The organism is Devosia sp. Soil_C_22 (assembly GCF_057657195.1).
The window spans coordinates 2,854,624-2,878,113 of record NZ_JBDGIY010000001.1 but is presented as its reverse complement, the minus strand read 5'-3'; the positions used below and the strand labels follow the sequence as shown (position 1 = coordinate 2,878,113).

At 62.1% G+C, this 23,490-nt stretch carries 27 protein-coding genes; 23 read left to right on the top strand and 4 right to left on the bottom strand.

The window, feature by feature from the left end; all coding sequences use genetic code 11:
• Positions 1-2 precede the first annotated feature (2 nt).
• Positions 3-1,193 carry a glucuronyl esterase domain-containing protein gene (locus AC3A6I_RS14010; RefSeq protein WP_487544331.1) on the top strand — a complete coding sequence of 397 codons (1,191 nt, stop codon included), beginning with the start codon at positions 3-5 and terminating at the stop codon, positions 1,191-1,193.
• 3 nt (positions 1,194-1,196) lie between these two features.
• On the opposite strand, the gene AC3A6I_RS14005 is transcribed toward AC3A6I_RS14010, so the two are convergent.
• From AC3A6I_RS14005 to AC3A6I_RS13995, 3 genes are all read right to left on the bottom strand, one after another.
• Entirely contained in the window at positions 1,197-1,592 is a 396-nt protein-coding gene (locus tag AC3A6I_RS14005; protein WP_487544330.1) for a VOC family protein, read from the bottom strand.
• A gap of 7 nt (positions 1,593-1,599) precedes the next feature.
• A complete protein-coding gene (locus AC3A6I_RS14000; protein WP_487544329.1) occupies positions 1,600-2,358 on the bottom strand; it encodes an FCD domain-containing protein in 759 nt (252 codons plus the stop codon).
• A gap of 68 nt (positions 2,359-2,426) precedes the next feature.
• Positions 2,427-3,518: a LacI family DNA-binding transcriptional regulator gene (locus AC3A6I_RS13995; RefSeq protein ID WP_487544328.1), complete on the bottom strand. Its 1,092-nt coding sequence runs from the start codon at positions 3,516-3,518 to the stop codon at positions 2,427-2,429.
• A gap of 395 nt (positions 3,519-3,913) precedes the next feature.
• Here AC3A6I_RS13995 and AC3A6I_RS13990 point away from each other — a divergent pair, with 395 nt between their 5' ends.
• The 17 genes from AC3A6I_RS13990 to AC3A6I_RS13910 all read left to right on the top strand — a co-directional run bounded on the left by AC3A6I_RS13990 (position 3,914) and on the right by AC3A6I_RS13910 (position 17,350).
• On the top strand, positions 3,914-5,164 hold the full coding sequence (locus tag AC3A6I_RS13990; protein WP_487544327.1) for an ABC transporter substrate-binding protein: 1,251 nt from the start codon (positions 3,914-3,916) through the stop codon (positions 5,162-5,164).
• A 121-nt stretch (positions 5,165-5,285) separates the two neighbouring features.
• Complete coding sequence (locus tag AC3A6I_RS13985) at positions 5,286-6,188, top strand: carbohydrate ABC transporter permease (protein WP_487544326.1); 903 nt, start codon at positions 5,286-5,288, stop codon at positions 6,186-6,188.
• 1 nt (position 6,189) lies between these two features.
• The gene (locus AC3A6I_RS13980; RefSeq protein WP_487544325.1) at positions 6,190-7,014 is read left to right on the top strand and encodes a carbohydrate ABC transporter permease; all 825 of its coding nucleotides are present in this window, start codon (positions 6,190-6,192) and stop codon (positions 7,012-7,014) included.
• Between the two features lie 20 nt (positions 7,015-7,034).
• A complete protein-coding gene (locus AC3A6I_RS13975; RefSeq protein ID WP_487544324.1) occupies positions 7,035-7,421 on the top strand; it encodes a hypothetical protein in 387 nt (128 codons plus the stop codon).
• Positions 7,422-7,439: 18 nt separating this feature from the next.
• Complete coding sequence (locus AC3A6I_RS13970) at positions 7,440-8,189, top strand: SDR family oxidoreductase (protein ID WP_487544323.1); 750 nt, start codon at positions 7,440-7,442, stop codon at positions 8,187-8,189.
• The gene (locus AC3A6I_RS13965) at positions 8,189-8,923 is read left to right on the top strand and encodes an RraA family protein (RefSeq protein ID WP_487544322.1); all 735 of its coding nucleotides are present in this window, start codon (positions 8,189-8,191) and stop codon (positions 8,921-8,923) included. The genes AC3A6I_RS13970 and AC3A6I_RS13965 overlap by 1 nt, the downstream gene beginning before the upstream one ends.
• 10 nt (positions 8,924-8,933) lie before the next feature.
• Positions 8,934-10,139: a mandelate racemase/muconate lactonizing enzyme family protein gene (locus AC3A6I_RS13960; protein WP_487544321.1), complete on the top strand. Its 1,206-nt coding sequence runs from the start codon at positions 8,934-8,936 to the stop codon at positions 10,137-10,139.
• Between the two features lie 39 nt (positions 10,140-10,178).
• Positions 10,179-11,213 carry a Gfo/Idh/MocA family protein gene (locus AC3A6I_RS13955; RefSeq protein ID WP_487544320.1) on the top strand — a complete coding sequence of 345 codons (1,035 nt, stop codon included), beginning with the start codon at positions 10,179-10,181 and terminating at the stop codon, positions 11,211-11,213.
• Positions 11,214-11,239: 26 nt separating this feature from the next.
• Positions 11,240-12,073 (top strand): substrate-binding periplasmic protein, encoded by an 834-nt coding sequence (locus tag AC3A6I_RS13950; RefSeq protein WP_487544319.1) that lies wholly within the window; start codon positions 11,240-11,242, stop codon positions 12,071-12,073.
• Positions 12,074-12,148: 75 nt separating this feature from the next.
• Positions 12,149-12,811 carry an amino acid ABC transporter permease gene (locus AC3A6I_RS13945; protein WP_487544318.1) on the top strand — a complete coding sequence of 221 codons (663 nt, stop codon included), beginning with the start codon at positions 12,149-12,151 and terminating at the stop codon, positions 12,809-12,811.
• Positions 12,808-13,467 carry an amino acid ABC transporter permease gene (locus AC3A6I_RS13940; protein ID WP_487544317.1) on the top strand — a complete coding sequence of 220 codons (660 nt, stop codon included), beginning with the start codon at positions 12,808-12,810 and terminating at the stop codon, positions 13,465-13,467. Before AC3A6I_RS13945 ends, AC3A6I_RS13940 begins: the two co-directional genes overlap by 4 nt.
• Before the next feature lie 53 nt (positions 13,468-13,520).
• Entirely contained in the window at positions 13,521-14,252 is a 732-nt protein-coding gene (locus AC3A6I_RS13935) for an amino acid ABC transporter ATP-binding protein (protein ID WP_487545031.1), read from the top strand.
• Between the two features lie 26 nt (positions 14,253-14,278).
• A complete protein-coding gene (locus tag AC3A6I_RS13930) occupies positions 14,279-15,304 on the top strand; it encodes a Gfo/Idh/MocA family protein (protein WP_487544316.1) in 1,026 nt (341 codons plus the stop codon).
• A gap of 11 nt (positions 15,305-15,315) precedes the next feature.
• Complete coding sequence (locus AC3A6I_RS13925; RefSeq protein ID WP_487544315.1) at positions 15,316-15,723, top strand: VOC family protein; 408 nt, start codon at positions 15,316-15,318, stop codon at positions 15,721-15,723.
• A gap of 258 nt (positions 15,724-15,981) precedes the next feature.
• Positions 15,982-16,389 (top strand): XRE family transcriptional regulator, encoded by a 408-nt coding sequence (locus AC3A6I_RS13920; RefSeq protein WP_487544314.1) that lies wholly within the window; start codon positions 15,982-15,984, stop codon positions 16,387-16,389.
• Positions 16,386-16,577, top strand: a complete 192-nt coding sequence (locus AC3A6I_RS13915) for a hypothetical protein (protein ID WP_487544313.1) — start codon at positions 16,386-16,388, stop codon at positions 16,575-16,577. Before AC3A6I_RS13920 ends, AC3A6I_RS13915 begins: the two co-directional genes overlap by 4 nt.
• Complete coding sequence (locus AC3A6I_RS13910) at positions 16,577-17,350, top strand: NYN domain-containing protein (protein ID WP_487544312.1); 774 nt, start codon at positions 16,577-16,579, stop codon at positions 17,348-17,350. The genes AC3A6I_RS13915 and AC3A6I_RS13910 overlap by 1 nt, the downstream gene beginning before the upstream one ends.
• Positions 17,351-17,398: 48 nt before the next feature.
• Here the strand turns inward: AC3A6I_RS13910 and AC3A6I_RS13905 are convergent, their stop codons facing one another.
• Positions 17,399-18,316 carry a hypothetical protein gene (locus AC3A6I_RS13905; protein ID WP_487544311.1) on the bottom strand — a complete coding sequence of 306 codons (918 nt, stop codon included), beginning with the start codon at positions 18,314-18,316 and terminating at the stop codon, positions 17,399-17,401.
• 1,107 nt (positions 18,317-19,423) lie between these two features.
• On the opposite strand from AC3A6I_RS13905, the gene AC3A6I_RS13900 reads away from it, so the two are divergent.
• From AC3A6I_RS13900 to AC3A6I_RS13880, 5 genes are all read left to right on the top strand, one after another.
• Positions 19,424-20,629, top strand: coding sequence for a hypothetical protein (locus AC3A6I_RS13900; RefSeq protein WP_487544310.1), 1,206 nt, complete (start codon positions 19,424-19,426; stop codon positions 20,627-20,629).
• A 242-nt stretch (positions 20,630-20,871) separates the two neighbouring features.
• Complete coding sequence (locus AC3A6I_RS13895; protein ID WP_487544309.1) at positions 20,872-21,378, top strand: hypothetical protein; 507 nt, start codon at positions 20,872-20,874, stop codon at positions 21,376-21,378.
• Between the two features lie 214 nt (positions 21,379-21,592).
• Complete coding sequence (locus AC3A6I_RS13890; protein WP_487544308.1) at positions 21,593-22,594, top strand: hypothetical protein; 1,002 nt, start codon at positions 21,593-21,595, stop codon at positions 22,592-22,594.
• 200 nt (positions 22,595-22,794) lie between these two features.
• Positions 22,795-23,226: a hypothetical protein gene (locus AC3A6I_RS13885; protein WP_487544307.1), complete on the top strand. Its 432-nt coding sequence runs from the start codon at positions 22,795-22,797 to the stop codon at positions 23,224-23,226.
• On the top strand, positions 23,223-23,438 hold the full coding sequence (locus AC3A6I_RS13880; RefSeq protein ID WP_487544306.1) for a hypothetical protein: 216 nt from the start codon (positions 23,223-23,225) through the stop codon (positions 23,436-23,438). The genes AC3A6I_RS13885 and AC3A6I_RS13880 overlap by 4 nt, the downstream gene beginning before the upstream one ends.
• Positions 23,439-23,490: the final 52 nt, after the last annotated feature.

Here is a 23,490-nt window from a genome sequence, read left to right as displayed (position 1 = left end):
TGATGTCCAATGTCGCTCCCGCCAACTACGACGAAGCGCTGGTCGGCGACTATGTGTTGCCACCGCTGGCGCTGGGTCCTTCCCTAGCGCCAGTAACCACCGCCGACAACGCACGGGCGGCGCAGGCGCAGTGGCGTGAGATCTTCGCGCAAGGGCTGTTCGGCGAGCTGCCAGCGGACCCGTCAAAGCTGGAGGTGACGCGGCGAGCGCTACCCGATGCCAATTGCGAGCAGGTCACCATCCGGCTGGAGGTGGACGGGCGGACGTTTTCCGTCGATGCCGCGTTGTGGTTGCCGCCGAAGGCCACCGGTCCGATGCCGGTGATCGTCGGGCTCGATTTCCTTGGCCCGTTTGGAGCCTTGCCGTCGCAAAACTACCCGCTTGATCCAATTGCCAGGGTGGCGCTGCCACGCTGGGTCGGGGAGGGTGAAGGGCCGCTGCAGGAGGTGATGCGCGGTACCGCTGCGCACCGTTTCCCGGTGCCGCTACTGCTCGACGCCAGTTATGCCGTGCTGACCAGCTGCTACGGCTCGTGGGTACCGGACGATCACGATACCTATCGCAGCCATGGCCTGTGGCCGCTGCTCGGTCTCGACGCCTCCAATGCGGCGCCCGGCGTCGTCTGCCTCTGGTCCTGGGCGCTGCAGCGGCTGGTCGATGTCGCAGCGGCGCTGCCCGAGATCGACGCCACGCGGATCGTTGCGGCCGGGCACTCCCGGCTGGGCAAGGCGGCGCTTTGGGCTGCCGCCACCGATGCTCGCATCTCGGCCTTGTTCCTCAACGAATCCGGATGCGGCGGAGCGGCCCTGTCGCGGCGCAATTTCGGTGAGACTTTTGCCCATAATCGCGATCGCTTCCCGCACTGGCTGCTGCCCGAGGCGCGGGCCGATGCAGCCGGACTGGATGCCCTCGACCAGCACCAGCTGCTGGCCCAGCTGGCGCCCCGTCGGCTCTACGTCGCCTCAGCGGCGGCGGACCTCTGGTGCGATCCACGCGGCGAATATCTGGGGCTGAAGGCCGCAGCGCCGCTCTGGGCCGCATTCGGGAAACCTTCGGAACTGCCAGAGGCGGACGAGGTATTCGTGCCGGGCAACGGCCTCGTCTCAGGTGCTGTCGGATGGCACCTGCGTGCCGGCGGGCACGAGCTCACGCCCTATGACTGGCAGCGCTTCCTCGCCTTCATGGCGGGCTGAGGCTCAATCGCCGAGGAACTCGATCAGGATGTCGTCGGGATCGCGGCAGAACGCCACCCGGCGCGCCATCGCGCGGTTATAGGCGTCGCGCGGTTCCTCGACGATCTTGGCGCCGGCGGCCCGCACGGCATCGATCGCCGCGTCGACGTCGTCGACATGGAAGGTGAGGTGGAGCAGGCCGGCCCGGCCGACGGCCACGTCCTCTGCCGATAGTGCTCCCGTCGAGGGACCGATTAACTCGAGCATGCAGCCACCGCCGTCGACGAAGGCGACTTCGTCGCCCTGCGTTCCAGGCCGGCGGTCGATCAGCCGCAGTCCGAGCAGGTCGACATAGAAGGCGAGGCTGAGGTCGATGCTCGAGACCGTCATGCCGATGTGGGCGAGATTTCTGATCTTCATTGGTCGCTCACTTGTCGAATTGACCCAGCGCCTCGTCCTCGAGATTGCTCGCTTCGAGCAACTCGTTGGCGACGCTGGAAATGTGCTGCCACATAGCCTTGTAGGCAGCGTCCGCGTTGCGCGCCTTGAGGGCCGCCAGAATTCCGTAGTGTTGGCCGATCCAGATCGGGTGCATGTTTTCGGTGTGGCTGCGGCGATGGATGGCCTGCCACATGCGCGAGGCTTCCTGCTGCGTCCACAGCGCATCGACCATGCTGATGATCACCGCGTTGCCGGTCATGGTGGCGATGGCGCGGTGGAATTCGCGATCCACAGGGTCCTTACCGTTGCCCGCAACAGGCCCGCTGGCCTGCATCGTGGCGATGTTCTCCTCGAGCTGCAGGAAATCGTAGTTGGTCGCCTTACCCGCCGCGATGGCCGCCGCACTCGCCTCGACGGCCATGCGGGCCTCGAGAATCTCGAACGGGCCAGCGCCCGCATCGGTGTTTATTGAGTCGAAATTGATCAAGCTAAGTGGGGTCGGCAGCACAACAATGCCGGCGCGCCCGCGCACCTCGACAATGCCTCTCATCTCCAGCGCGATCACGGCCTCACGCACGGACGGACGGCTTACCTTCAGGTCATCTGCCAGTTCGCGCTCGGACGGCAATCGCCAGTCAGGGTTGCTGCTATTCTCCTCGATCAGGCGTGCGATCCGACGGGCCACGACCTGGTAGAAGCGCTTGCCCTTCAGCAGTCGGGCCTCGCCGTTAGGTTCCTGCTGCAAAATGCTACCAATACCTTCCTGCCCAAACGCCGACGTGTCACCGCCAAGCGCTCGCCACGCGCAACTATCTATATGGGCTCACCTCTTGCAAGTTCGGACCCATTTTCCACCCGGAACCGTGTGGTCGAGGCGCGGACGACCAACTGAGGCTCGATAAGAATGCTCACCGCTTGGCCAAGCTCGGAATTGGCGTCCAGTAAAGCCATGATGCGGGTCACGGCGTGCTGACTCACGCTGCTGGTCGAATAACTGACCGTAGTGAGGGGCACCTCCAGGTAGTCACCCGTCTCGATGTCATCGAAGCCAGCGATTGACAGTGAATCTGGCACGCTGATGCTGTGTTCGCGGCACCAGCGCATGACACCAATAGCGATGGGGTCCGACGAGGTCATTATGGCAGAGACCGTCGGCTTCCCGTCGGTGAAGAAATGACTCGCGGATCGGTAGCCGCAGGCCGGAGTACTTTTGTCGGGGGGGCTGAGCACCAACGTGGGATTTAGTGGTACGCCCATCGTTTCGTGGGCTTGCCGATATCCGGCGACCTTGCGCGTGTTCCCGGCGGCGGAGCTGACATCGATGAAGCCGATGCGGCGATGACCCAACTGGAGCAAGTGGCTAGCAAGCTTAAACGTACCTGCTCGGTCGTCTATTGAAACCAGGTCGATGAACTCATTCGAGCCGCCGGAGAGCATAACAATGGGGAAGCCAGAGTTACGAAGTGCGCTGATGTATTCGAGGCGTTGCTGATTGGCAGGATATACGAGTATTCCCTCGACTTGAAATTCCCGCAGGGAATCTATCGCAAGCTTCTCCCGCTCAACATCTCCTTCGCTAGATACCAGCATCATGCGATATCCATGCTGTTCGAGCTGTCGCTCGATCATTTGAGCGCAGTTCGTAAGGGTCGGGTTCAGCAGGTTACTGAGGACCACTCCGATAGTGCGTGACCTTTTGCGCGCCAGCGAACGCGCCAGCGCGTTGGGAAGGTAGTGTAGTTCCTGGGCCGCAGCGAGGATGACCTTTCGTGTTGCAGGAGGCACTTTTTCGCCGCCGCGAAGGGCAACCGACACTGTGTTGATCGAAAAGCCTGTCCGCTCAGCGATGTCCTTGAGGCGAACGCGTCCCCGCCTGAGATCCCCTACGCGGTTTGCCCGATCCATCTATCTGTCCTTTTTGTCGTAAGCGGCAGTTCGGGCCATAACACACGTTGATCGAACGTACAGACCTTCAAGTGCGTGTAATGGAGTAACGATAATCCAAACGGTGGCGATACCCTCCTAAAGGAATGAGCAGAAGTGGCGCATTCTGGCGAATATCTATCGACCTAAGGAGGAGTAGCGTTAATCCAAAACTCGTTGCGGAGTCCACTTCGGTCCGATAGGGTTCTTGGTATCGGATGCATGGCAGCAGCCGGTGTGGCGAGGGAGGTGAGTGGCAGTATGCCGAACACCGGCCACGAGACGCAGGGAAAGACCGGCCGGTAAGGCTGGCAATCTGTGGGTGCCAAAGGGAACGGGCTGCAAGCCAAAAAGGTCGTGCGGCGAAGGAGGAAAGAGTGACGATTGCCAGATTTCGTGCGCCCTTTGGCGCACTGCTTTTGGTTGGGGCGAGTCTGCTCGCTTCCAACATCGCGGCTGCTCAGGAGGTGACGCTGACGTTGCTATCGTCGGCGACTGCTGCCCCCGCACTTACTGATGCGATCAACAAGTTCCAGGCCGAGAACTCGGGCATTAAGATCGAGATGTCGACGGCGCCCGACGCGAACATGAATGTGCTGTTGCCGCAGCAACTCGCCGCGGGCAACGCGGCCGACATCTTCGTGGACTGGCCTGGCATCTATAGCACCCAAGCCGCCGGTACGCTGGCTAAGAACGGCTTTACGCTCGACCTGTCGGAAGAGCCCTGGGCTCAACAGCTCGACGGGACGCTCAAGACGCTTTCGGGCCTTGACGGCAAGATTTACTTCGCACCGCTGGTGAAACTCGGTTTTTCGACCACTTACAACCAGACCGCGCTGGAAAAGGCCGGGCTCGCCGTCCCGCAGACCTGGGACGAGGTGCTCGCCTTCTGTGCCGCGGCCAATGACAAGGGCCTGATTCCCTTCGCTCTAGGCGCGCAGACCGGCTCACAGAACCAGATGCCCGCCATGGCAATGGGTGCGACGGTGATCGATCGCGACCTGAGCTGGACTGAGGAGCGGACCGCCAAGCGTTCGACCTTCGCCACTTCGGGCTGGCTCACCGTCTTCGAGAAGTTCAAGGAACTCAGCGATGGCGGTTGCTTCAACAAGCCGCTTGGCGCCAGCGAGGACGTCGCCCGCCAGCTCATCGCCTCGGGCCAGGCGCTCGGCTTCTTCGGGCCCTCGAGTGCTTTCAAGATTATCCAGGGGATGACGCAAGATACGCTGGTTTTCGTATCCTTCCCGGCCACAAACGATCCCAGCGAGACGCTGCTCTGCGTCGGTGTTGGCTCCGGCCTCTCGGGCAACGCGGCAACGCAGCACCCCGCGGAAGTGAAGAAGTTCCTCGCTTTCATGATGGAACCCGAGAACCAGGCGGCCTACGCGACCACGACCAGCCAGGTGCCGGCGACGCCCAACGATGTCTACAAGCCCAGCGACGCCGCGACCACGGTGATTGTCGATGCGATCGCCGCCGGCAAGACGGCGCCGCTCACCAACCAGCTCTGGCCCAACCCGACCATCGTCCCCGAGCAGCGCAAGCTGACGCAGATGATGCTTGGCGGTGAGGCGAGCCCCAAGGATGTGGCCGACGCGATGGACAAAGCTTGGGACGCCGGCTCCTGAGCCAACCTCCGGCTAGAGGAGCCTCCCGCACCTGTAGCCAAGACCGCGCCCTTTCCTTGGCGCGGTCCCCCGACCTCCGACGGCGACCGATATGTCAATCAGCACCGAACGAACCAGAGCTATGACCGAGGCAGTTCGGTCTGATGCGCGACATGCTCCGTTCGACGTCAAGCGCTTCGCCAGCGTCTGGTGGTTCATCGTGCCGGGTCTGCTGTTCTACCTGTTGGCGACGATCTACCCGGCCATCTCGGGGGCAACCCAAGCCTTTACCGAGTGGGACGGGTTCTCGCCCAACCGCCGGTTCGTCGGCTTCGATAACTTCCTCGCGATGTTCGAGGACCGCGCCGTAGTGCGGGCACTGATCAATACCTTCACCATCGCCATCACGGTGACGATCCTGCAGAACGCCATCGGCCTGCTGCTGGCGCTTGGCGTGAATAGCCGCATACGGACCCGAAAGTTTCTGAGCGCCATCTTCTTTGCCCCGGCCATCGTGATGCCGGTGGTTGTCGCCTTCCTGTGGCAGTACCTGTTCGCGCCGTTCGGCGTGCTGTCGAGCATCGTCGAGGCCACGGGCCTCGAAGCGCCCGACTGGCTGGGCGACCGCAATATTGCCCTGTGGTGCGTCATCGCGGTGTTCATCTGGCAGTTCGCCGGCTATTCGATGGTGATCTTCCTCGCGGGGCTGCAGGGTATCCAGCCCGAGGTGATCGAGGCGTCCGAGATCGACGGCGCAACGTCGCTGCAGAAGCTCATCTATGTGCAGATCCCGCTGCTGGGGCCGGCCTTCATCGTCAATATCATCCTGACGCTGATCCACGGACTCAAGGTATTCGACCTCGTGTGGGTCATGACACAGGGCGGTCCGGGCTTTGCCACGCAGACGCTTTCGACGCTGATCTTCGAGAACGCCTTCGCCTTCAACAAGGTTGGCTACAGTAACGCCATCGCATTGGTGCTCACGATCATCGCGTTGCCAGTGGCGTATCTCCAGTTCCGCGCCACCCGGCCGAGGCAGGGCTGACATGCGATACAACTGGCGCACCGGCATCCTCGAATTCGTTATGATCGCAAGCGCGATCGTCTTTCTGATCCCAGTCTATATTCTTGTAAATCTCTCGATCCGCTCTCACGGCGAGTCCAGTTCGGCCCTCATCCCGACGCAGCAGCCGACGCTCGACAACTTCATCAAGGCCTGGCAGGCGGGCGGCATCGACCGGGCGATGTTCAACACCGGCTACATCGTCTTCGTCAGCGTGCTGCTGCTCGTGGTCGTCGGCGCGCTGGCCAGCTACCCGCTGGCGCGGGTGACGACGCGCTTCTCCCGCTGGACCTACATGCTGTTCATGGCGGGGTTGCTGCTGCCCTACCAGCTGATCTTCGTGCCCCTATACCAGACGTTCAGCGCACTCGACCTGCTCGGCCCGCTGGCGCCGGTTGCGCTCATCGTCTTCTATGTCGGCCACCACCTGCCATTCACGGTGTTCCTGTTCACGACCTTTCTCAGGGCTGTGCCGCGCGACTATGACGACGCGGCGAGCATCGACGGGTGCACTCGGCTGCAAGTCTTCGCCTATGTGCTGTTCCCCATGCTGGGGCCGATCACCGGCACGGTCGTTATCCTCAATACTATCTCGATCTGGAACGACCTGATGACGCCGCTGCTGTACCTGAGCGGCAGCCGCAACCTCACGCTGCCGGTCGCCATCTACAGCTTCGTGGGCGAGTACGCGTCGGACTGGCCAACCATATTCGCCGGCCTCGTGGTCAGCATGATCCCGGTCGTGATCGCCTATGGCTTCCTGCAGAACCGGATCATGCAGGGATTTGCCGCGGGTCTGAAGGGCTAGCTCAAACACAAGGAGAGACGATGATTGCCTGGTCGGTTTCTGAAGCCATACCCGATGGTGATCTGCAGCGCATGTTCTCGATCGTCTATGGGCGTGAGAACCGCGTTCCCTTCCACACGATCCTCGAGAACTGCTTATTTTGGGTTTCGGCACGCGATGACGGCAAGCTCTGTGCCTTCGCCAACGTCATCTGGGACGGGCTCTACCACGCGCTGATCGTCGATCGCGCCGCACTGCCGCATGCCTCGGGGGATCTCAAGCACGAAGTGCTGATCAAGGCGTGCGAGGTCCTCAAGGAGCGCTATCCGAGCGTCAACAAGATCCATGTCGAGTGCGAGGAAGACGAGATCGAGCGGCTGACGCCACTCGGTTTCCAGCGCCGGACCTACGGGCGGCTGCTCTGGTAGGAGGGGCGAGGGCGTAAGATGAAGGTTCAAGAAAAGACTGCAATCATCACCGGTGCCAGCAGCGGTCTAGGCAAGCGCATGGCCGAGCGTTTCGCCATGGCCGGTGCCAACGTGGTCGTCTTGGGACGCGACGCGGCCAAGCTCGAGGACACCGCGAGGCTTTGCCGACAGGCCGGCGCCGACGTCCTGGCGGTATCGGGTGAGATCGCCGACGAGGTACATGTCACCGACGCTTTCGCCAGCGCCGAGCGGGCCTTCGACTCGGTCGATATTCTCGTCAACTGCGCCGGCATCAGCCTCTCCACACGCCATAAGGTCGAGGAGATTGACCCCGAATTGTGGGATCGGATGATCGAGACAAACCTGCGCGGAACTTTCCTCGCCTGCCGGCGAGCACTGCCGGGCATGAAGTCGCGCGGCACCGGAGCCATCGTCAACATCGGCTCGACCGGTTCGCACGTGGCGCGGCCCGGCGTCTCGGTCTATGCGGCGAGCAAGTTCGCGGTGCGGGCGCTGACCGACTCGCTGATCGAGGAATGCGACGGCAGCGGCGTGCGTATCTGCCTCGTCAGCGCTGGGCCAATTAACACGCCGTTCTGGGACACGTTCACTGGCACCCCGCCGATGCAGACGGCACAGATGCTGCAGCCCGACGATCTGGCGGATGCGGCGCTGTGGCTCATCGAGCGACCGGCCAATGTGCGGATCGATGAGATCCTATTGCGACCCCACACGCCCACGCCACAGACGGCACGGGAGAGCTCGTGATGGCCGACCAGGTGGTCGATCCCGAGGTGATCCAACAGCTGGCGCTCGTGAGCACCAACACGCTCGCAGGGCTGATGATCAAGCTCGCGGGCATGCGAACACGCACCGTGCTCGGGGCGCGCCCGCTCAACCATGGGGCTGTGCGCTTCGTCGGTCCCGCCTTCACGCTGCGCAACGTGCCGGTGCGGGAGGATCTGACCGACCGGGCCAGTATCGTCAGCCGGAAGAGCCCATTCCACGGCACCGTCGACCGGATCCCAGCCGGCTCCGTTCTGGTGATCGACACGCACGGCGACAAGACGTGCGGTGCGTTGGGAGACATCATGGTCGCCGCGCTTATCGCGCGCGGCGTCGTCGGCCTCGTTACCGACGGCGCGGTGCGCGATGGGGAGGCGATGGCAGGCGACCGACTGCCGATCTTCTGCGACGGCGTCTCCCCCGCTCCAAGCAACCGGGCCCTGCTCGCCGCAGGCGTGCAGGAGACCATCGGGTGCGGTGGGGTGTTGGTTGAACCCGGGGATATAGTGGTGGCCGATCCGGACGGTGTCGTGGTCGTGCCGCACTTCCTCGCGGCGCAGCTTGCGCACGAGGGTCGGGCTCTCGAGGACGCCGAGGCATGGATCAAGGAACAGGTCGAAAGTGGCGTGCCACTCGCCGACCTTTATCCTCCCGACGATGCCGTGATCGCCCGTTTCCGCGCGGCCACCTCCATTGGCAATACCGACCGCGCATAGGGACAAAGCCATGAAAATCACCCATGTAGAAAGCTTCCTCTTCAACCCGGGCGAGACGCGTAACCTCCTATTCTGCCGCATAGAAACCGACACCGGCCTGTATGGCTGGGGAGAGGCGTACTGCACCGCGGAGAAGGAAAAGGCGGTCGACGAGTACCTCAAGGCCATGATGCCGCATCTGATCGGCCGCAGTCCGTTCAACATCCGGCATACCGGACAGGTGCTGTTCGATGATTTCGTCATCCGGCGGTCCTCGATCGGCTTTCTCTCGGCCTGGGCGGCCATCGAGATGGCGATGTGGGACATTGTCGGCAAGCAGGCGGGGCTGCCGGTGTACGACCTGCTGGGCGGGCGCTCGCGCGAGAAGATCCGAGTATACGCTAACGGGTGGTCGGACGAACCGGGTACCGTCGACCAGGTGATCGAGCGGGCCCTCGCCGTGAAGGCCCAAGGTTATACGGCCCTGAAGTTCGATCCACTGCCGGGTCCGTGGCGGACCTTCATCGACTATCAGGACGAGCGCTTTGCCGTGGACTACGTGCGCCGCATGCGTGAGGCACTAGGCCCGGAAATGGAAATCCTGATCGAGATGCATCGGCGACTGGCGCCCTCGCATGCCATTCGTCTGGGAAGGCAGCTTGCCGAGTTCGATATCCACTGGTTCGAGGAACCCTGCCTGTCAGACAATATCGATCTCGTGGCCGAGGTGCGCAGCGGCCAACCGATCCCTGTTGTGACCGGGGAAACGATCTACACTAAAGAATCCTATGCCCAGCTGTTCGAGAAGAGGGCCGCGGACATCCTCAACCCGGACATCTGCGCGATCGGCGGCATCACGGCGCTCATGGACATCGCGACGATGGCGCAGCCGCATGCGGTAGCGATCGCGCCGCACAACAACAACAGCACGCTCGCCGGTCTCGCCGCCACGCTTCACGTCTGTGCCGTGATACCGAATTTCACGATTGCCGAGTGCTTCATCAACCGGCTCGAGTCGTGCGACGACATTGCCATCAGTTCAATCAAGGTCGAACAAGGCTGGGCGGAACTCCCGACGGCACCGGGCCTCGGAATCGATATTGACGTCGACCGGCTGCGTCGCCGGCCCTACCGGCAATATCCCCCGCGCGGCCTGCGCCAGTACTGGGAAGAGTTTCCGCGTCAGAACTATCGCGTCGCAAATTACCTTCAGGGCGCAACTGGTGCCGCCAAATGAGCGGGCAAGCTCGACATCCGGCAAAGCGGAGAAACATTGATGCCTGAAAGGCCAGTTACGGTCGCCGTTCTCGGCATCGACCACCGCCACGCATTCGGCATGCTGGAAGGGATGCAGCAGGCGGGAGCCAAGGCCAAGGGTTGGTGGACCGAAGGTTCGCCCATTCCGCTCGACGGCTTCGTCAAGCGCTTCCCCGAGGTACCGCGCATCGCCGACCATCGCAGCATCCTCGACGACCCAGAGGTCGACATGGTGCTGATTTCCTCGATTCCGAGCGATCGTGCCCGCCTTGCTATCTCAGCGATGGACGCGGGCAAAGATGTAATGACGGACAAGCCAGGTTGCGTCAGCCTTGAGGAGCTTGAGCAGATCAAGGCGACCGTGATGCGCACCGGGCGCAAGTGGTACGTCAATTTCGGCGAGCGCTTCGAGGTGCCAAGCGTGGGCAAGGCCGGCGAGCTGGTGGCGCAGGGCGCCATCGGCAAGGTGGTGCATACGACGGGGTTCGGGCCGCACCGGGTCAACCCGCCGTCGCGGCTGCCGTGGTTCTACGAGCCGCGCCACTATGGCGGCATTCTTGCCGATATCGGGTCGCACCAGATCGACCAGTACCTGTTCTTCACCGGCTCGGAGACCGCGGAGATCGTCGCCTCGACGGTGGGCAACTACGCCCATCCCGAGCACGGCAACTTCGAGGATTTCGGCGAGATCCTGCTGCGCTCGAAAAACGGCCACGGCTACGTCCGGCTCGACTGGTACACGCCGGACGGGCTGCCGACCTGGGGGGACGGCCGCCTGACCATCGTGGGCACCGAGGGCTATATCGAACTCAGGAAGTACATCGACATCCTCGGCCGGCCGGGGACGGACCACCTGTTCATCACCAATGGCACGCGGCACGAATACATCGACTGCTCGAACGAGCCGCTGACCTATTTCAGCCGCACGGTGCATGACATCCGGCACCGCACGGAGACGGCGATGACACAGGCCCACTCGTTCGAAGTGACACGTCTCGGCCTTACGGCCGAGGCGAAGGCCCTGCGGGCCGGGCATCCGGCCCGGGCGCAGTGAACAGGCTTAACCTAGGGAGGACTAACATGAGAGTGCATTCTGCCTTGCTTGCCGCGGCCGTCGTGGTAGGCGGCCTCGTCGCGGCGACCTTCGCGTCGGCCCAGGATATTCCCGCCGCGCCGGAGCCCGGCGTGTCGGCGCGCGTCGACGCCATCCGCGCCTCGGGCGTGCTGCGCGTGGGCGTGCAGAACAACGACCCGTGGCTGGTGCAGAACACCACGGGACAGGGGGACCCGTGGAGCGGCCCGGCGCTGCTGCTCGCCAAGACGCTGGCCGACCAGATGGGGGTGAAGCTCGAATACGTGCCGACCTCCAACGAGACCAAGATCACGCTGCTCGCCGCTAACCAGGCCGACATGTCGATCTCGGCGCTGGGCGTGAACCCCGACCGCGAGAAGGTAGTAGACTTCATCATCTACTCGGCCAACTCGACCTGTCTCGTCTATCGCAAGGACAATCCGAAGTTCGCCAACGTGGAGACGGTAGAGGACCTGAACGCGCCGGAGTTCGACCTTGTCTACGGCATCGGCTCGCCCGACCAGCCCTATCTCGAGGCACGCTTCCCCAACGCCAAGATCCGCGGCGTCCAGGTGCATATCGACGAGGTGATCTCGGGGCATGCCGACTCGACACCCTATAACCGCATCCAGGCGGCGCGGCTCCTGAAGCGGCTGCCGGAAATGGCGGCGCTGCCCAAGGAGAACAACTGCCAGGGCTCGACCGAGCAGTCGCTGCCGATCGGCATGGCCGTCGACAAGAACCAGCCGGAGTTCCTCGAATGGGCCCGGGCTGTCGCCGCGGCGATGCAGACGCAGCTGGACGACGAGGAAAAGCGCGTTGTCGAGACGATGGTGCAGTAACCGCACTGCTTTCACCACTGCCGGCGGATGGGGAAACCGGCCGCCGGCACGAGGCCCTCTTCGCGGGATGGCAACATGAGCTTCGACTTTTCAGTGCTGGCGAGCCTGCCCTTCATCCTCGAGGGGCTGAAGATCACGCTGCTGTTGGCACTGACCACCGCGGTGACGACGACCGTTGTCGGGCTTGGCCTGGCGCTGGCGCGGCTCTATGGGCCACGCTGGCTCTCGATCATCGTCACGTTCTACATCGACACGATGCGCGCCATCCCCGAGCTGGTGGTGCTGATCTGGATCTTCTTCTCGGTGCCGATCCTGATTGGGATCTCGATGCCGCCGTTCGTGGCGGCGCTCGTGGCGCTGACGGTGCAGGTTTCGGCCTATGCGGCCGAGGTATTCCGCGCCGGGCTGTCCTCGATCCGAAAGGGGCAGACGCAGGCGGGGCTGACACTGGGGATGTCGCAGTGGCAGATCCTGCGCAAGATCCTGCTGCCGCAGGCGATCGTGCGCATGCTGCCGGCCTATGGCTCGTTCCTCACCATGATCATCAAGGACACGGCCATCGCCTCGATGGTGGCGGTGCCCGAGATGATGCGCAACGCCGAGGTGGTGGCACAGCAGACCTATCGCAGCGTGGAAGTCTACACGATCACCATGATCCTGTTCTTCTGCGTGCTGTTTCCAACCACTCGGATCGTTGAGTTCATCTATCGCCGAGTAGCGCATCTGGGGCGATCATGACTTACGATTGGTCCGTCGTCTGGGAGCATTGGCCTGAATTCCTCGGCGGGGTTTGGATGACGATCGTCCTCGCCGTCGTCACCATGGCTATCTCCATTCCGCTGGGCATCGTGGTGATGCTGCTGCGCCAGTCTGGCACTAAGCCGGTGGAAGCCGCAGCGACGGTGTTCGTCGAACTGTTCCGCAACGTGCCGCTGCTGCTCCTGGTGTTCTGGGCATACTACGCGATCCCGCGCTTCTCGGGCACGTCGATGACCAACCTCACCACAGGCATCATCGCTCTGGTGCTGAACACCACGGCTTACAACTCCGAGAACTTCCGGGCGGGCGTCAATTCGATCCGCAAGGGCCAGATGGAGGCTGGGCTGGCGCTGGGGATGAGCTGGTGGGAGGCGATGCGCAAGATCGTGCTGCCGCAGGCGATCCGGCGCATCATCCCGGTGCTCGCTTCCACCTGGGTATCGCTGTTCAAGGCGACTTCGCTGGTCTCGGCCATCGGCGTTGCCGACCTCGCCTATGTAGCGCTCGACCTGCGCGGGGCCACGTTCCGGGTGCTCGAAGTGCTGACAGCGCTGGCGGCAATCTACTGGGTGCTCGGCTATCCGCAGGCAAAGCTGGTCGACTGGCTGCACCGCAAATACGGACATACCGAATGAACGCTATCAACCAGTCTGCGCTCGCATCCCGCAAGGGCGAGGGGACGACGCCGATCATCGCCTACCTAGACGTGGTCAAATCCTTCGGGGCGCTAACAGTGCTGCACGGGGTTACCGCGCATATCAACAAGGGCGAGGTGGTTTGCCTGATCGGGCCCTCGGGTTCGGGCAAGACGACACTGCTCCGCTGCACCAACGCGCTCGAGACGATCAATGGCGGCTCGATAGCCTTCGACGGTAACGCGGTGCCGGACGATCCATCGCAGATCCGGTTAGTGCGGCGGCAGATGGGGATGGTGTTCCAGAGCTTCGAGCTCTTCCCGCATATGACGGCGCTGGGGAACATCACGGTGGGGCCGATGACAGTGCTCGGGACCGACCGCGCAGAAGCGGAGCGGCGGGCGATGGCGCTGCTCGCGAAGGTAGGGCTGGCCGACAAGGCGCAGAGCTATCCCTCGCAGCTTTCGGGGGGCCAGCAGCAACGTGTCGCCATCGCGCGGTCGCTCGCCATGGACCCGCAGGTGATGCTGTTTGACGAGCCGACCTCGGCGCTCGACCCCGAGACGATCGGCGAGGTGCTCAACGTGATGAAGGCGTTGGCGGAGGAGGGAATGACGATGATCGTCGTCACCCACGAGATGACCTTCGCCCGCCGGGTGGCCGACTGGGTGCTGGTGTTCGACAAGGGTGACATTATCGAGCAGGGGCCGCCGGCGCAGGTCTTCGACGCACCGCTGGTCGAGCGCACGCGCGACTTCCTCAGCCATCTGGGCTGGGTCGGCTGACACTATCGAAACTACAGGACAAGACCATGGCCGCACCTACGGACAAGATTGGATTTGGCGTCGTCGGCGTCGGCTTCGGCAAGGGACGCGCCGAGCTGATCAAGGAGACGCCGGAGGCGCGGCTGGTAGCGGTATCGAGCCGCGACTCTGGGAAGGCGGAGGCCGCGGGCGACGAACTGGGCTGCGACGCCTATGGTGATTATCGCCGGATGCTGGAGCGCGACGACATCCACGTCATCGCCGTCTACACGCCGTCGGCGCAGCATCGGGACATCGCCATCGAGGCCGCGGAGGCGGGCAAGCACCTGATCGTCACCAAGCCGATCGAGATCACGCTCGAGCGTATCGACGCGATGATTGAGGCGGCCGAGCGCAACAGGGTGAAGCTGGCGACGGAGTACGTGGTGCGCTACGAGCCGGCTAACTACGCGCTCTACCGGGCGGTACACGATGGCGGGCTTGGCCGGATGATCCTCGGGGAGTTCACCGAGAAGCTCTACCGGCCGCAATGGTACTACGAGCTCGACGGCGGCTGGCGTTCGCGCTGGGCGACGGGCGGCGGTGGCACGGTGATCAACCAGGGTATCCACACGCTGGACCAGATGGTCTGGCTGATGGGCGAGGTGGAGAGCGTCACCGCCAAGGCGGGGGCGTTCGCTTCGCAGATCGAGTCCGAGGACACGGCGGTGGTGCTGGTGAAGTTCCGGTCCGGCGCGCTCGGCACGTTTATCGCGACGACGACGTTCCACAACCTTAAGCCGGGCGGGCGCTATGGGGGCGGCACGGTGCGGCGGATCGAGGTCAACGGCGACAGGGGCAGCGGGCGCATCGACGACGAGGCGCTGACGATGCTGCATATCGACGGCGGTGCGGAACTGCCCCGGCAGGTCACGCCGCCGGCGATCAACGTGTTCCAGGACATGGCGCGCTGGGTGCGCGACGACGCCTATACCTCACCAACGCTGGTGGATGCGGCGGGCTCGCGCGCCTCGATGGCGCTGGTGCTCGCGATCTACGAGTCCGCGCGCACCGGCAAGACCGTCGAGCTTTAAAGGAGAAGATGATGCTGCAGGGTTTCGAACATATCGGCATGGCGGTCAGCGACCTAGACAGGAGCATCGCCTTCTATCGCGACCTGATGGGGATGAAGCTGCTGCTGCGCAAGGCGATGCCGCGCGGTAACGGGGAGCTCGCCTTCATGGATACGGGCAATGGCCAGCTCGAACTGATCTGCCCCGCTCCGAGCGTGAAGGGGCCAGCGAGGCAACTCCCCAACGACGAGGCTGGGGTGCGGCACCTGACCTTTGCGTTCGAGAACATTGAAGAAACGTACCAGAAGATGATGGATGCTGGAGTGACGCCCTACGAAAAGCCGCGTGACGCCCTCAACAAGGAAATTGTTGCCCGAGTGGCCTTCGTGCTCGATCCAGACGGGATTGTGATCGAGCTGGCGCAGCGCAACGTCGGGTGACGAAGGTTCCAGCTACCAGCTGTGATCGTTTGATGCCCTAGAATGCCTGACGCTGAACCCATGATATTTGGTGGGCGCGCACAAAGATGATAAATACTAAGTAAGCACTTACTTAGTATAGTGGTTGGCCATTGGGTTCTCTTATAAGGTGACGCCCTCTCAGGCGTCAATAGCTGCTGTTTTTCGCGGAGAATGTAGCTTTCCCAAGCATGCCAATTCAATAGTGATGTCTGTGTCAGTTCTAACGCAGGTGTGACTATGAAGCGTGCAGGCCTACCTTATGCCAGCTCCCGGTTGGCGCATTTCGTCGAAAAGTGGGTGCTCGAGCACAGGGGGAAGACGTCTCAGCTAGAGATATCGGCGTTGGCTGGCTTTACCCAGCCCAGCATGTTGGCGATGATCAAGCGCGGCGCCTCGAAGCTGCCACTTGATAGGGTGCCCGGCCTCGCCGGTGCGCTCGGCGTTGATCCGCGCTTTCTGTTCTTGCTCGCCCTTGAGCAATCGTATGGCGACACCGTGGCTCGCGCCATCATGGAAATTTTCGGGACTGTGGTCACTCGCAACGAAGTGCCATGGCTGATGGCAATCCGGGAGTTTTCGGAGGGGAGTGATCCCCGCCTGACTGCCCGGGCTCGTGTGGCCCTTAGGGGGATCTTTGGCAAATGAGCGAGCGCGATATCGAGCGCCTACGCGCCAATCGCCCTTGGGCGAAGCCGATCACCGCGAACGAGAAAGCCTGGATCGAGTTCATCCGGCTTGCAAGCTACGACACTGATCCGACGCCGACGCTGAAGACGGTGCAGGCGCTCCGGGAGATTTTCATGCCGCGCGCATCCGGCCGGGACCAGGCCTGATGTACCTGCTCAAGTTCAGGCCGCAGCTTGGTTGTATCGGCGATCGAATAAAATCGGTGCTGCCGATCGAGCGGCGCGTCCCACGGGTCGCGCTGCTTATTGATGGAGATAATGTCAGTTCCAAGGTTCTGCCACGCGTGCTCGAGCAAGTGTCGCGTCTGGGAAAGGCTACGATCAAGCGCGTTTACCTGAACGTTGCTGGCGGAGGGCGCACCTGGCTCAATACTGCGCCTGTGCGAGCGATTGTTCCGGTGCACGTTCAGTCCGTGAGCGCTGGGAAGAACGCTGCAGACATTGCCCTCGTAGTAGACGCCATGGACATCCTGCACTCGGGGAGCGCGGACGCGTTTGTGATCGTGAGCAGTGACGCTGACTTTACGCATCTCGCTACCCGTATCACCGACAGCGGCCTTAAGGTCCATGGCTTGGGAACCCGGCAGACTCCGAAAGCCTTTCAACGTGCTTGCAGCAGCTTCAAGTTCACCGAAGAGCTTGAGCTGAAGGGGGTAGGGGGCGCGCTAGCGGCTAGTCGGTGGATGCTGGAACCATCTGACGCGGAAGCTCTGCTCGTCCTCGCAGTTCTGCGGATGGGTGGAGGAGGCAGCCTCGTTCCCCTGTCGGACCTTGGGAACCACCTTCAACGATTTGAACCGGGGTTCGACCCAAGGGTGTTCCGCCGCCGAACTCTCAAGGAGCTCCTGATGAGCCTCGAATCGATGGAGGTACTCGCCATGCACCAGGGATTCGGAGTGCGCTTGCGTATCCAGGGGTAGGAACGGCTCGACTTCCTGTGCCGCCTGACCAGGGATCCCATCGAAGTCTTAGAAGGGGGGTGCTGGGGCATGGGGATGCCTCGGGTGTCCACCGACTTCCGGGAACGTAACCTCCGCTCCAAGGACGCTATAGCTGGAGGCGATGACCGCTGCTGCCTTGCAGTCTGCCGACTGAGGGCAGCCGGAGCATGGTGCTTGGGTGGATGCTCCAGCCCTCTGCCAGCCAAAGCAACTCTGCAGGAAGCTGCTGTCACCCAGCTCGGGGGCAGGGTTCCTAGTGAGGTAGCCACTCGCCGCTTCCTCCCTTAGGCGCTGAACGACCTCCGACCGAAGTTCTGGGTCTTTCAGGTCGTTCAGAAGGAAAGCCACCGGCACCATGTTGTGCGTTATGCAGACCGAGGCGATATGGCGCCACTGCTTGGTAGTCCGAGCAAGGTGCCGCGCGTAAGCTGCGATGCTGTTCTGAGCTGGTAGTCCGAGATAGTGCTCACGGCGAAACTGGGGCATCTGGGAGAGCCGCGTCAACGTCGAAGACCAGCGTTCGCGCATCGCGCGATGAAGCTTGTTGCTCCAGCTCATCGACTCGGAGAGCCGGTGAAAGTGCATGTGAGGGCGCCGAAACTTCTCGGCGTTCCTGCGGTTGAAGCTGAAGCAGATTTCAAGGTAGAGCGGGTACGGCACAGGCCATTGGTCGGCGCTCTGCCGCATGGACCAAAGGACAGCGAACTCAATGGAGCCGATCTCGGGTTCGAAGTCGCAGCTGATGCCAAACGTCGCTCGAAACGCATCGCGGTAGTCTCGGCCAAACTGCCGGGTGCATTCCAATGGGCTCATGAACTTGTAGCTCAGCCACCGCCTCATTGCCGAGGAGGGTTCGGCCTCTAGCATGTCCTTCGGCAGAACCCTCAGGAGCTCCGCTTTCTCACGTGTGCGGTTTTCGATATGGGTCGCCATGTCGCTCTGCATAGTCGTTTCCGATCCTGATCAATCGAAACACTATTGCGGACACTCGTTCGGGACTGCGTAGGCTGAAGCAGAAAAATCATTGCGTTGCGTCGAGAGCTCATGCCGGGAGGTTGACACCTGTCAACCTGGAGGCCGAATTCCGTCAGTCCGAGGCGCTAAATCGGTCGGTTCAGGTTGACGCAGCAGTGTGGGTGTCAACCAATTCCGTAGCCGAAATACGTAATTGGTTGACACCACTTTACGAATGGTTGACGAATCGCACCCGAAATCGACTTTTTGCCCAATCCGTCAACTTGGAGCGGATGGGCGATACGGCAAGCGCCGAAGTCTTCGCGCCTCAAGGAGCGTCCCACAGGCTGCGGTGACCGAATACCGCTCGCAGGTATTTCCTGCATGGCGCTGGTAGGCACTGCAGGGATCAGGGAACCAAGGTACGCCTTGCGGGACAGGTATTCACGGGCTCGCACTGATTAGCAACTCTGCAGGTAGTCCCGATCCGGGAAGCAGGTCTGAACATGTGCTTCCGGTCGTCCTGTGCGCAACCCTCTACCGCTCACCACGGCTGCGGCGAATAGATGGATGTGTTCCTGGACGTCGTGGGGAATGAGCGCGGCAGGAGTGCAAGCTTTCCGCTGCCCGCACCAAGCCTCCTTCCAAGCACGCAGGCACGTCGCAGCCGGATGATGCACAGCACCGCGGTGAAGCCCTACGTGCAGCCGGAGCAGTTCATCCTGATCCTCAGGTCGTCCATTATTCTATCTCTTAAAACTACAAGATACATATATGACGACCTGAGGACGGGAACGGGTGTCTTCCGGCTGCAAGATCCGTCCTCGAGCGTGATTGCCTTCTGCAGCGCCTTGTTCCTGCGGCTTGCGCTTAGACCTTAGGATGGTGGACTTTGTGCGGTCCGTTCGGAAGCGTCGCAGGACGCTCACAGGCCGCGTGGTTTCGGTTCCTGGTGTCACCCTAGCTTGAGACGCCACGGCGGCTGCCCTGACGCATCCCTGAGTCATCCAGACACTATCCAGGATGCGCTCGTCGCTATCGATCGCGCGCATCGCAAAGATGGGCTGTCTATAACGGCGGATCGAAACGAGATTCGCCGTGACCACTACTACTTGGCGGGCAGAGCTGCCCTACATCAAGACTCTTCGAGCACCGCAGGTGCTGGGCTATGTCGTGAAGCCTCAAGAGGCGACGCAGGCTCGATTCCGCAACCGGGTGGTGGGCAAGCCCGATATCAATCTCAGGGACTATCGCGTCCGAGCGGTCATCGACTGGCTGGACGTGACGGTGACGCTTCGGGAACGAACTCAGTTCCAGCACTTGCAGAAACCCATCCTCGAGCGCACCGGGCTACTTCCGTTCATTGCACCGCTTGAGAAGGTTCCCGGTGGAGCAACCACGATATTCCGGATCAGGTTTCAGGAAGCCCGGTTGGCCATCGTGACCGACTGCCTGGACGATATCAGGAAAGCCTATGGCTTCGTGGAGGAGCCCAGTATCGCGGGGATTGAGATCAGCGTGGACTTCACGCCGAGAGTGCCATCCGAGCGAGCGCGCCACCGGATGGTCGGGGTGCTGACACACCATCTGTTTCCGAAGGTCGATATCATCACAAGCCCCTACGACCGGCCGCGGTTCAAGTGGGGCCGAGGCACGTCGAGAACGCGGTACCTCATAGGTGATCGCAAGCGGTTGTCCCAAGGGCTGGATCTGCTGCGGTGGCCACTCGCGGACTTGGCTGCCCCAGTAGACGCCACCTTCTACGTTGGTCGCCAGCACGGCCGGTCGCAATGGAAGGTCATGGACAAGATACTCGACCGGCAGAACATCACCGCCGGCACCCAAGTTCTGCTGCCGGAGGAGAGCAGGCGAGCACGGCTCGAAGTGACCCTCAACGGGGAGGAACTGCGCGATCTCAAAATCGGGACGATCGACAGCCTGAGACGCTTTCGGTTCGCGACACTCCAGGGGCGCTACTTCCAGTTCATGCTGCCGACGTTCGCGACCAGGTCAGATCGCCTTTCGAAGGCGGTAGTGGAGTTCTGGGAGAGCAACCGCAAGCGGCGTTTTCTGACTGCCGGAATTGTCGGGCTGATGATCATGGATCATGCGACGGCCGGTTTTCGAACCGTGCGGCGCAAAGAGGTCGTTCACACACTCGGGTTGATGGGTCGCAAGGTCGCCACCCCTGATAGGTCCGGCTCCGGATTGGCGGGGGCGTTCGTTGCCTACGAGGAGCTGAACCGGCAGGTATCGCGCCAGTTGGAGAAGCTTGGAGAGAGGGAAAGCAGGGGGCTGTCGTAGGGAAGGGCATGCACAAGGTGGGTCGGATATCTGAGGCGCTATCACAGTTATTAGGCCGCCTTGATCTTCGGCGCACGCTAACGCCCACAGCGCCTAGCTCTCCGGGCTGCATTCGGAGTTCGCCCTTCGTGGCGGGAGGGTGGGAAAAACCTGCAGCGCTGCATTGGCCAGACGCACCAAAAGCCTCTTGACAGTCGTGAATGTGAAGTCTACATTCACAATCACAAACGGAGAGTGAAGCGATGGCGATGACAGCCCTGGAGCGCAAACAAAAGCAGTTGGCGCGCGAAGCCGAAGAGCGTCGTCGGATGGCCGACGCTAGCTACCCGTTCCTGCGCACAGCTTTCTTCGAGTACCTTCAGGAGGACCCGAACTGGTCCAATGTCGAGCTGAATTTCGACCTCATGGGACTGCCGGCCCCTGTGTTCGAGAACGACCGCGGGCCTGCCTCGCAGTCGGGCCAGGTCGATGAGGACGATGTCTACGCGGGCTACGCCGGCTCCATCGGACGTGCCGAGATCATGATCGACCAGCTTCTCGATGCGGCGACCGAACTGGCCAGCATCGTCAACAGGTACAAGCTTCGCGAAATTGAGGCCAGGATCGGCGAACTGAAGGAGCTGGACTTCGCGGACGCAGAGCAACGCCAAGTTGCTCTCGACCAGGCCGTTAGGCTCAGCCAGCTCCGAGACCATCTCGAAAAGCGCGTTAGGCGAACGCTGCCGGAGTGGTCCCTCAAAGGGGTCTAGCGACGCAGACGCCTGGCCCACAACGCCAAGACAATTAGACGCCCCTGATGAGGCACCCAAGCCATCTTGGCCGGTGCTCGGCGTAGCCTTGCCTGAATTCAAAAGATTGGCGGTCGGCCTTTGGCCGGACGTCCAGTGAAGGTCGTTGCGACAGCATATCGTGACGACGAACCCTCATGCCTCGACGACATTAGCCAACCAAGAAGGAAAACACATGAACCACCATCTCGCCCCGCATTGGATCGAGGAAGCCGTTGGTCAGCACGAGCAGTGGCACACCACGAGCCATGAACATCGCGAGCTGATCGCTGCGATTGATGCATATGATGGTCCGCTTCCTATGAAGAACGCGAAGACGTTGCTCGCTGGTCCCCCTCAGATCACGGAGTGCAGTCTGGCTACCATGGATCGCTGGGTGCGGATCGTCTATACGCACCGCGCGGCGGCTGAACTTGGCGAGTTTGGGTTTTTGATCCCCGTCAGGAAGCTTCTCACTTGGCTGGCCAAGGATGCTTCTACCGAGCCCAACCACGCAAAGTACTACAAGGCTCTTGCTGAAGCGCTCGGCGACAGTGACGGTGACCGTCCTTCGCTAGATAGCCCCCGCCGCACGAGCGTTGCGATGTTCGAGGCGTGTGCGGAGGCAATCACCCTAGCAAGCGCGACCAGCAGCCGGATGAGCGACGAGGCACGAAAACACGCCCACACCATCTTTCAACTTGCGTTGGACGATCTGCTCGAGGGCGGAAGCGGCGACATGGTGTTTGTACGTCATCCGATCGACTATCCGCCTCCTCCGTCGGCTGCCGCAAGCGTCAGCGACATGTTGATGGTGCCGGTGGGGCTTGTTCTGACCTTTGCGGCGGAGGAACTCGACGCTACCGATCCCGCCGCTGCGGCACAGCTCCGCTCGATCACCGACCGGTACTACCCGGACCCGGGACGGCAAATCGAAGTGAATACTGGTGCTGATCAGTTTCGGCTGGGCGAAATCGTCAGCGAGAAGCAGGGCTGGCTGGTGGGCGAGGTCGATCGGCTGGAGCCGGTGCCCGGATCCGTCCGGGTCGTGAACTTCGCCCGCGGCTCTGCCTACTCCCGGAACAGTTCGCAGTACAACTACAAGCCCTTCCGGTTCTGGGATGACGGCGACGACACCGAGCGGTGTCTCCTTGTCTCCGACGATTTGGTGCTGCGGGCCACCATCCTGGGCCGCTAGAGCTAGATCATTCACGCCGCCACTCGACCAGGCTGACTGCGAATGGGCCACGGTGCTGCCGCCGATGGCGCAGCCATGCCCAATGTCAAGGCTGCACTCCAAAGGCAAGGGGCACCCCAGAAGGTCGCACCGCTCCATAGCGAGCGCGCAGCTTGGAAGCCGAGCGCTCATTACTCCACTCAATCCCCTGAAGGACCAAGATGCCCAAGAATACTATCGCCCGCCCGAAAGCGTCCATCACTGGCCGCGACAATTACATCGCGAACCAGGCGATGCTCTACGCCATCGCTCACATCCAATCGCTACCCAGGGATCGGCAGGAATTCAGCAATATGCTCGATATGTGTTCGCTCGTGCTCGCATATGCGTCGTTCTTCACCGTGAGCCAGCTCGTCGGCGTAGAGGCTCACACCGGCCGGACCGTCAACCTTTGGCCGGTGGACGATGACAGCTATTACACCCCTGAGCAGTTGCGGCAGAAGGCCGAGCTGAGTGCCGAGATCGAGCGTGGGCGCATGCAGCGGCTCGCGTGGTTAGTAAGCAAGGGGGATGTCACCAGCAGCGACCCCGTCGTTCTCAAAAAGGCCGCCGAGATTGCGGCTGAGTTGGCTGAAATGGAAGTGGCGGCATGACCATCAGCACTAGCGAGCCCTACGAGCCGACTGAACGTGATTATCTTGTGTTCAGCATCATGTCGTTGATGGACGACTCCGCCCTGTCGGAAGAGCTTGTTCCCACCTATGAGCTGGCCGAAGAGATCGTCGATCTGGTGGAGCACCTGCTCGAGAAGCCCAGGGTGCGTGTGCCGGCACGTATCGCAGAGCAGCGCCACCAACTGGAATAGCGGCCGAGCTATCTCGACGTGGCGCCGTGTGAATCGCAAGCATCGCGTCCGG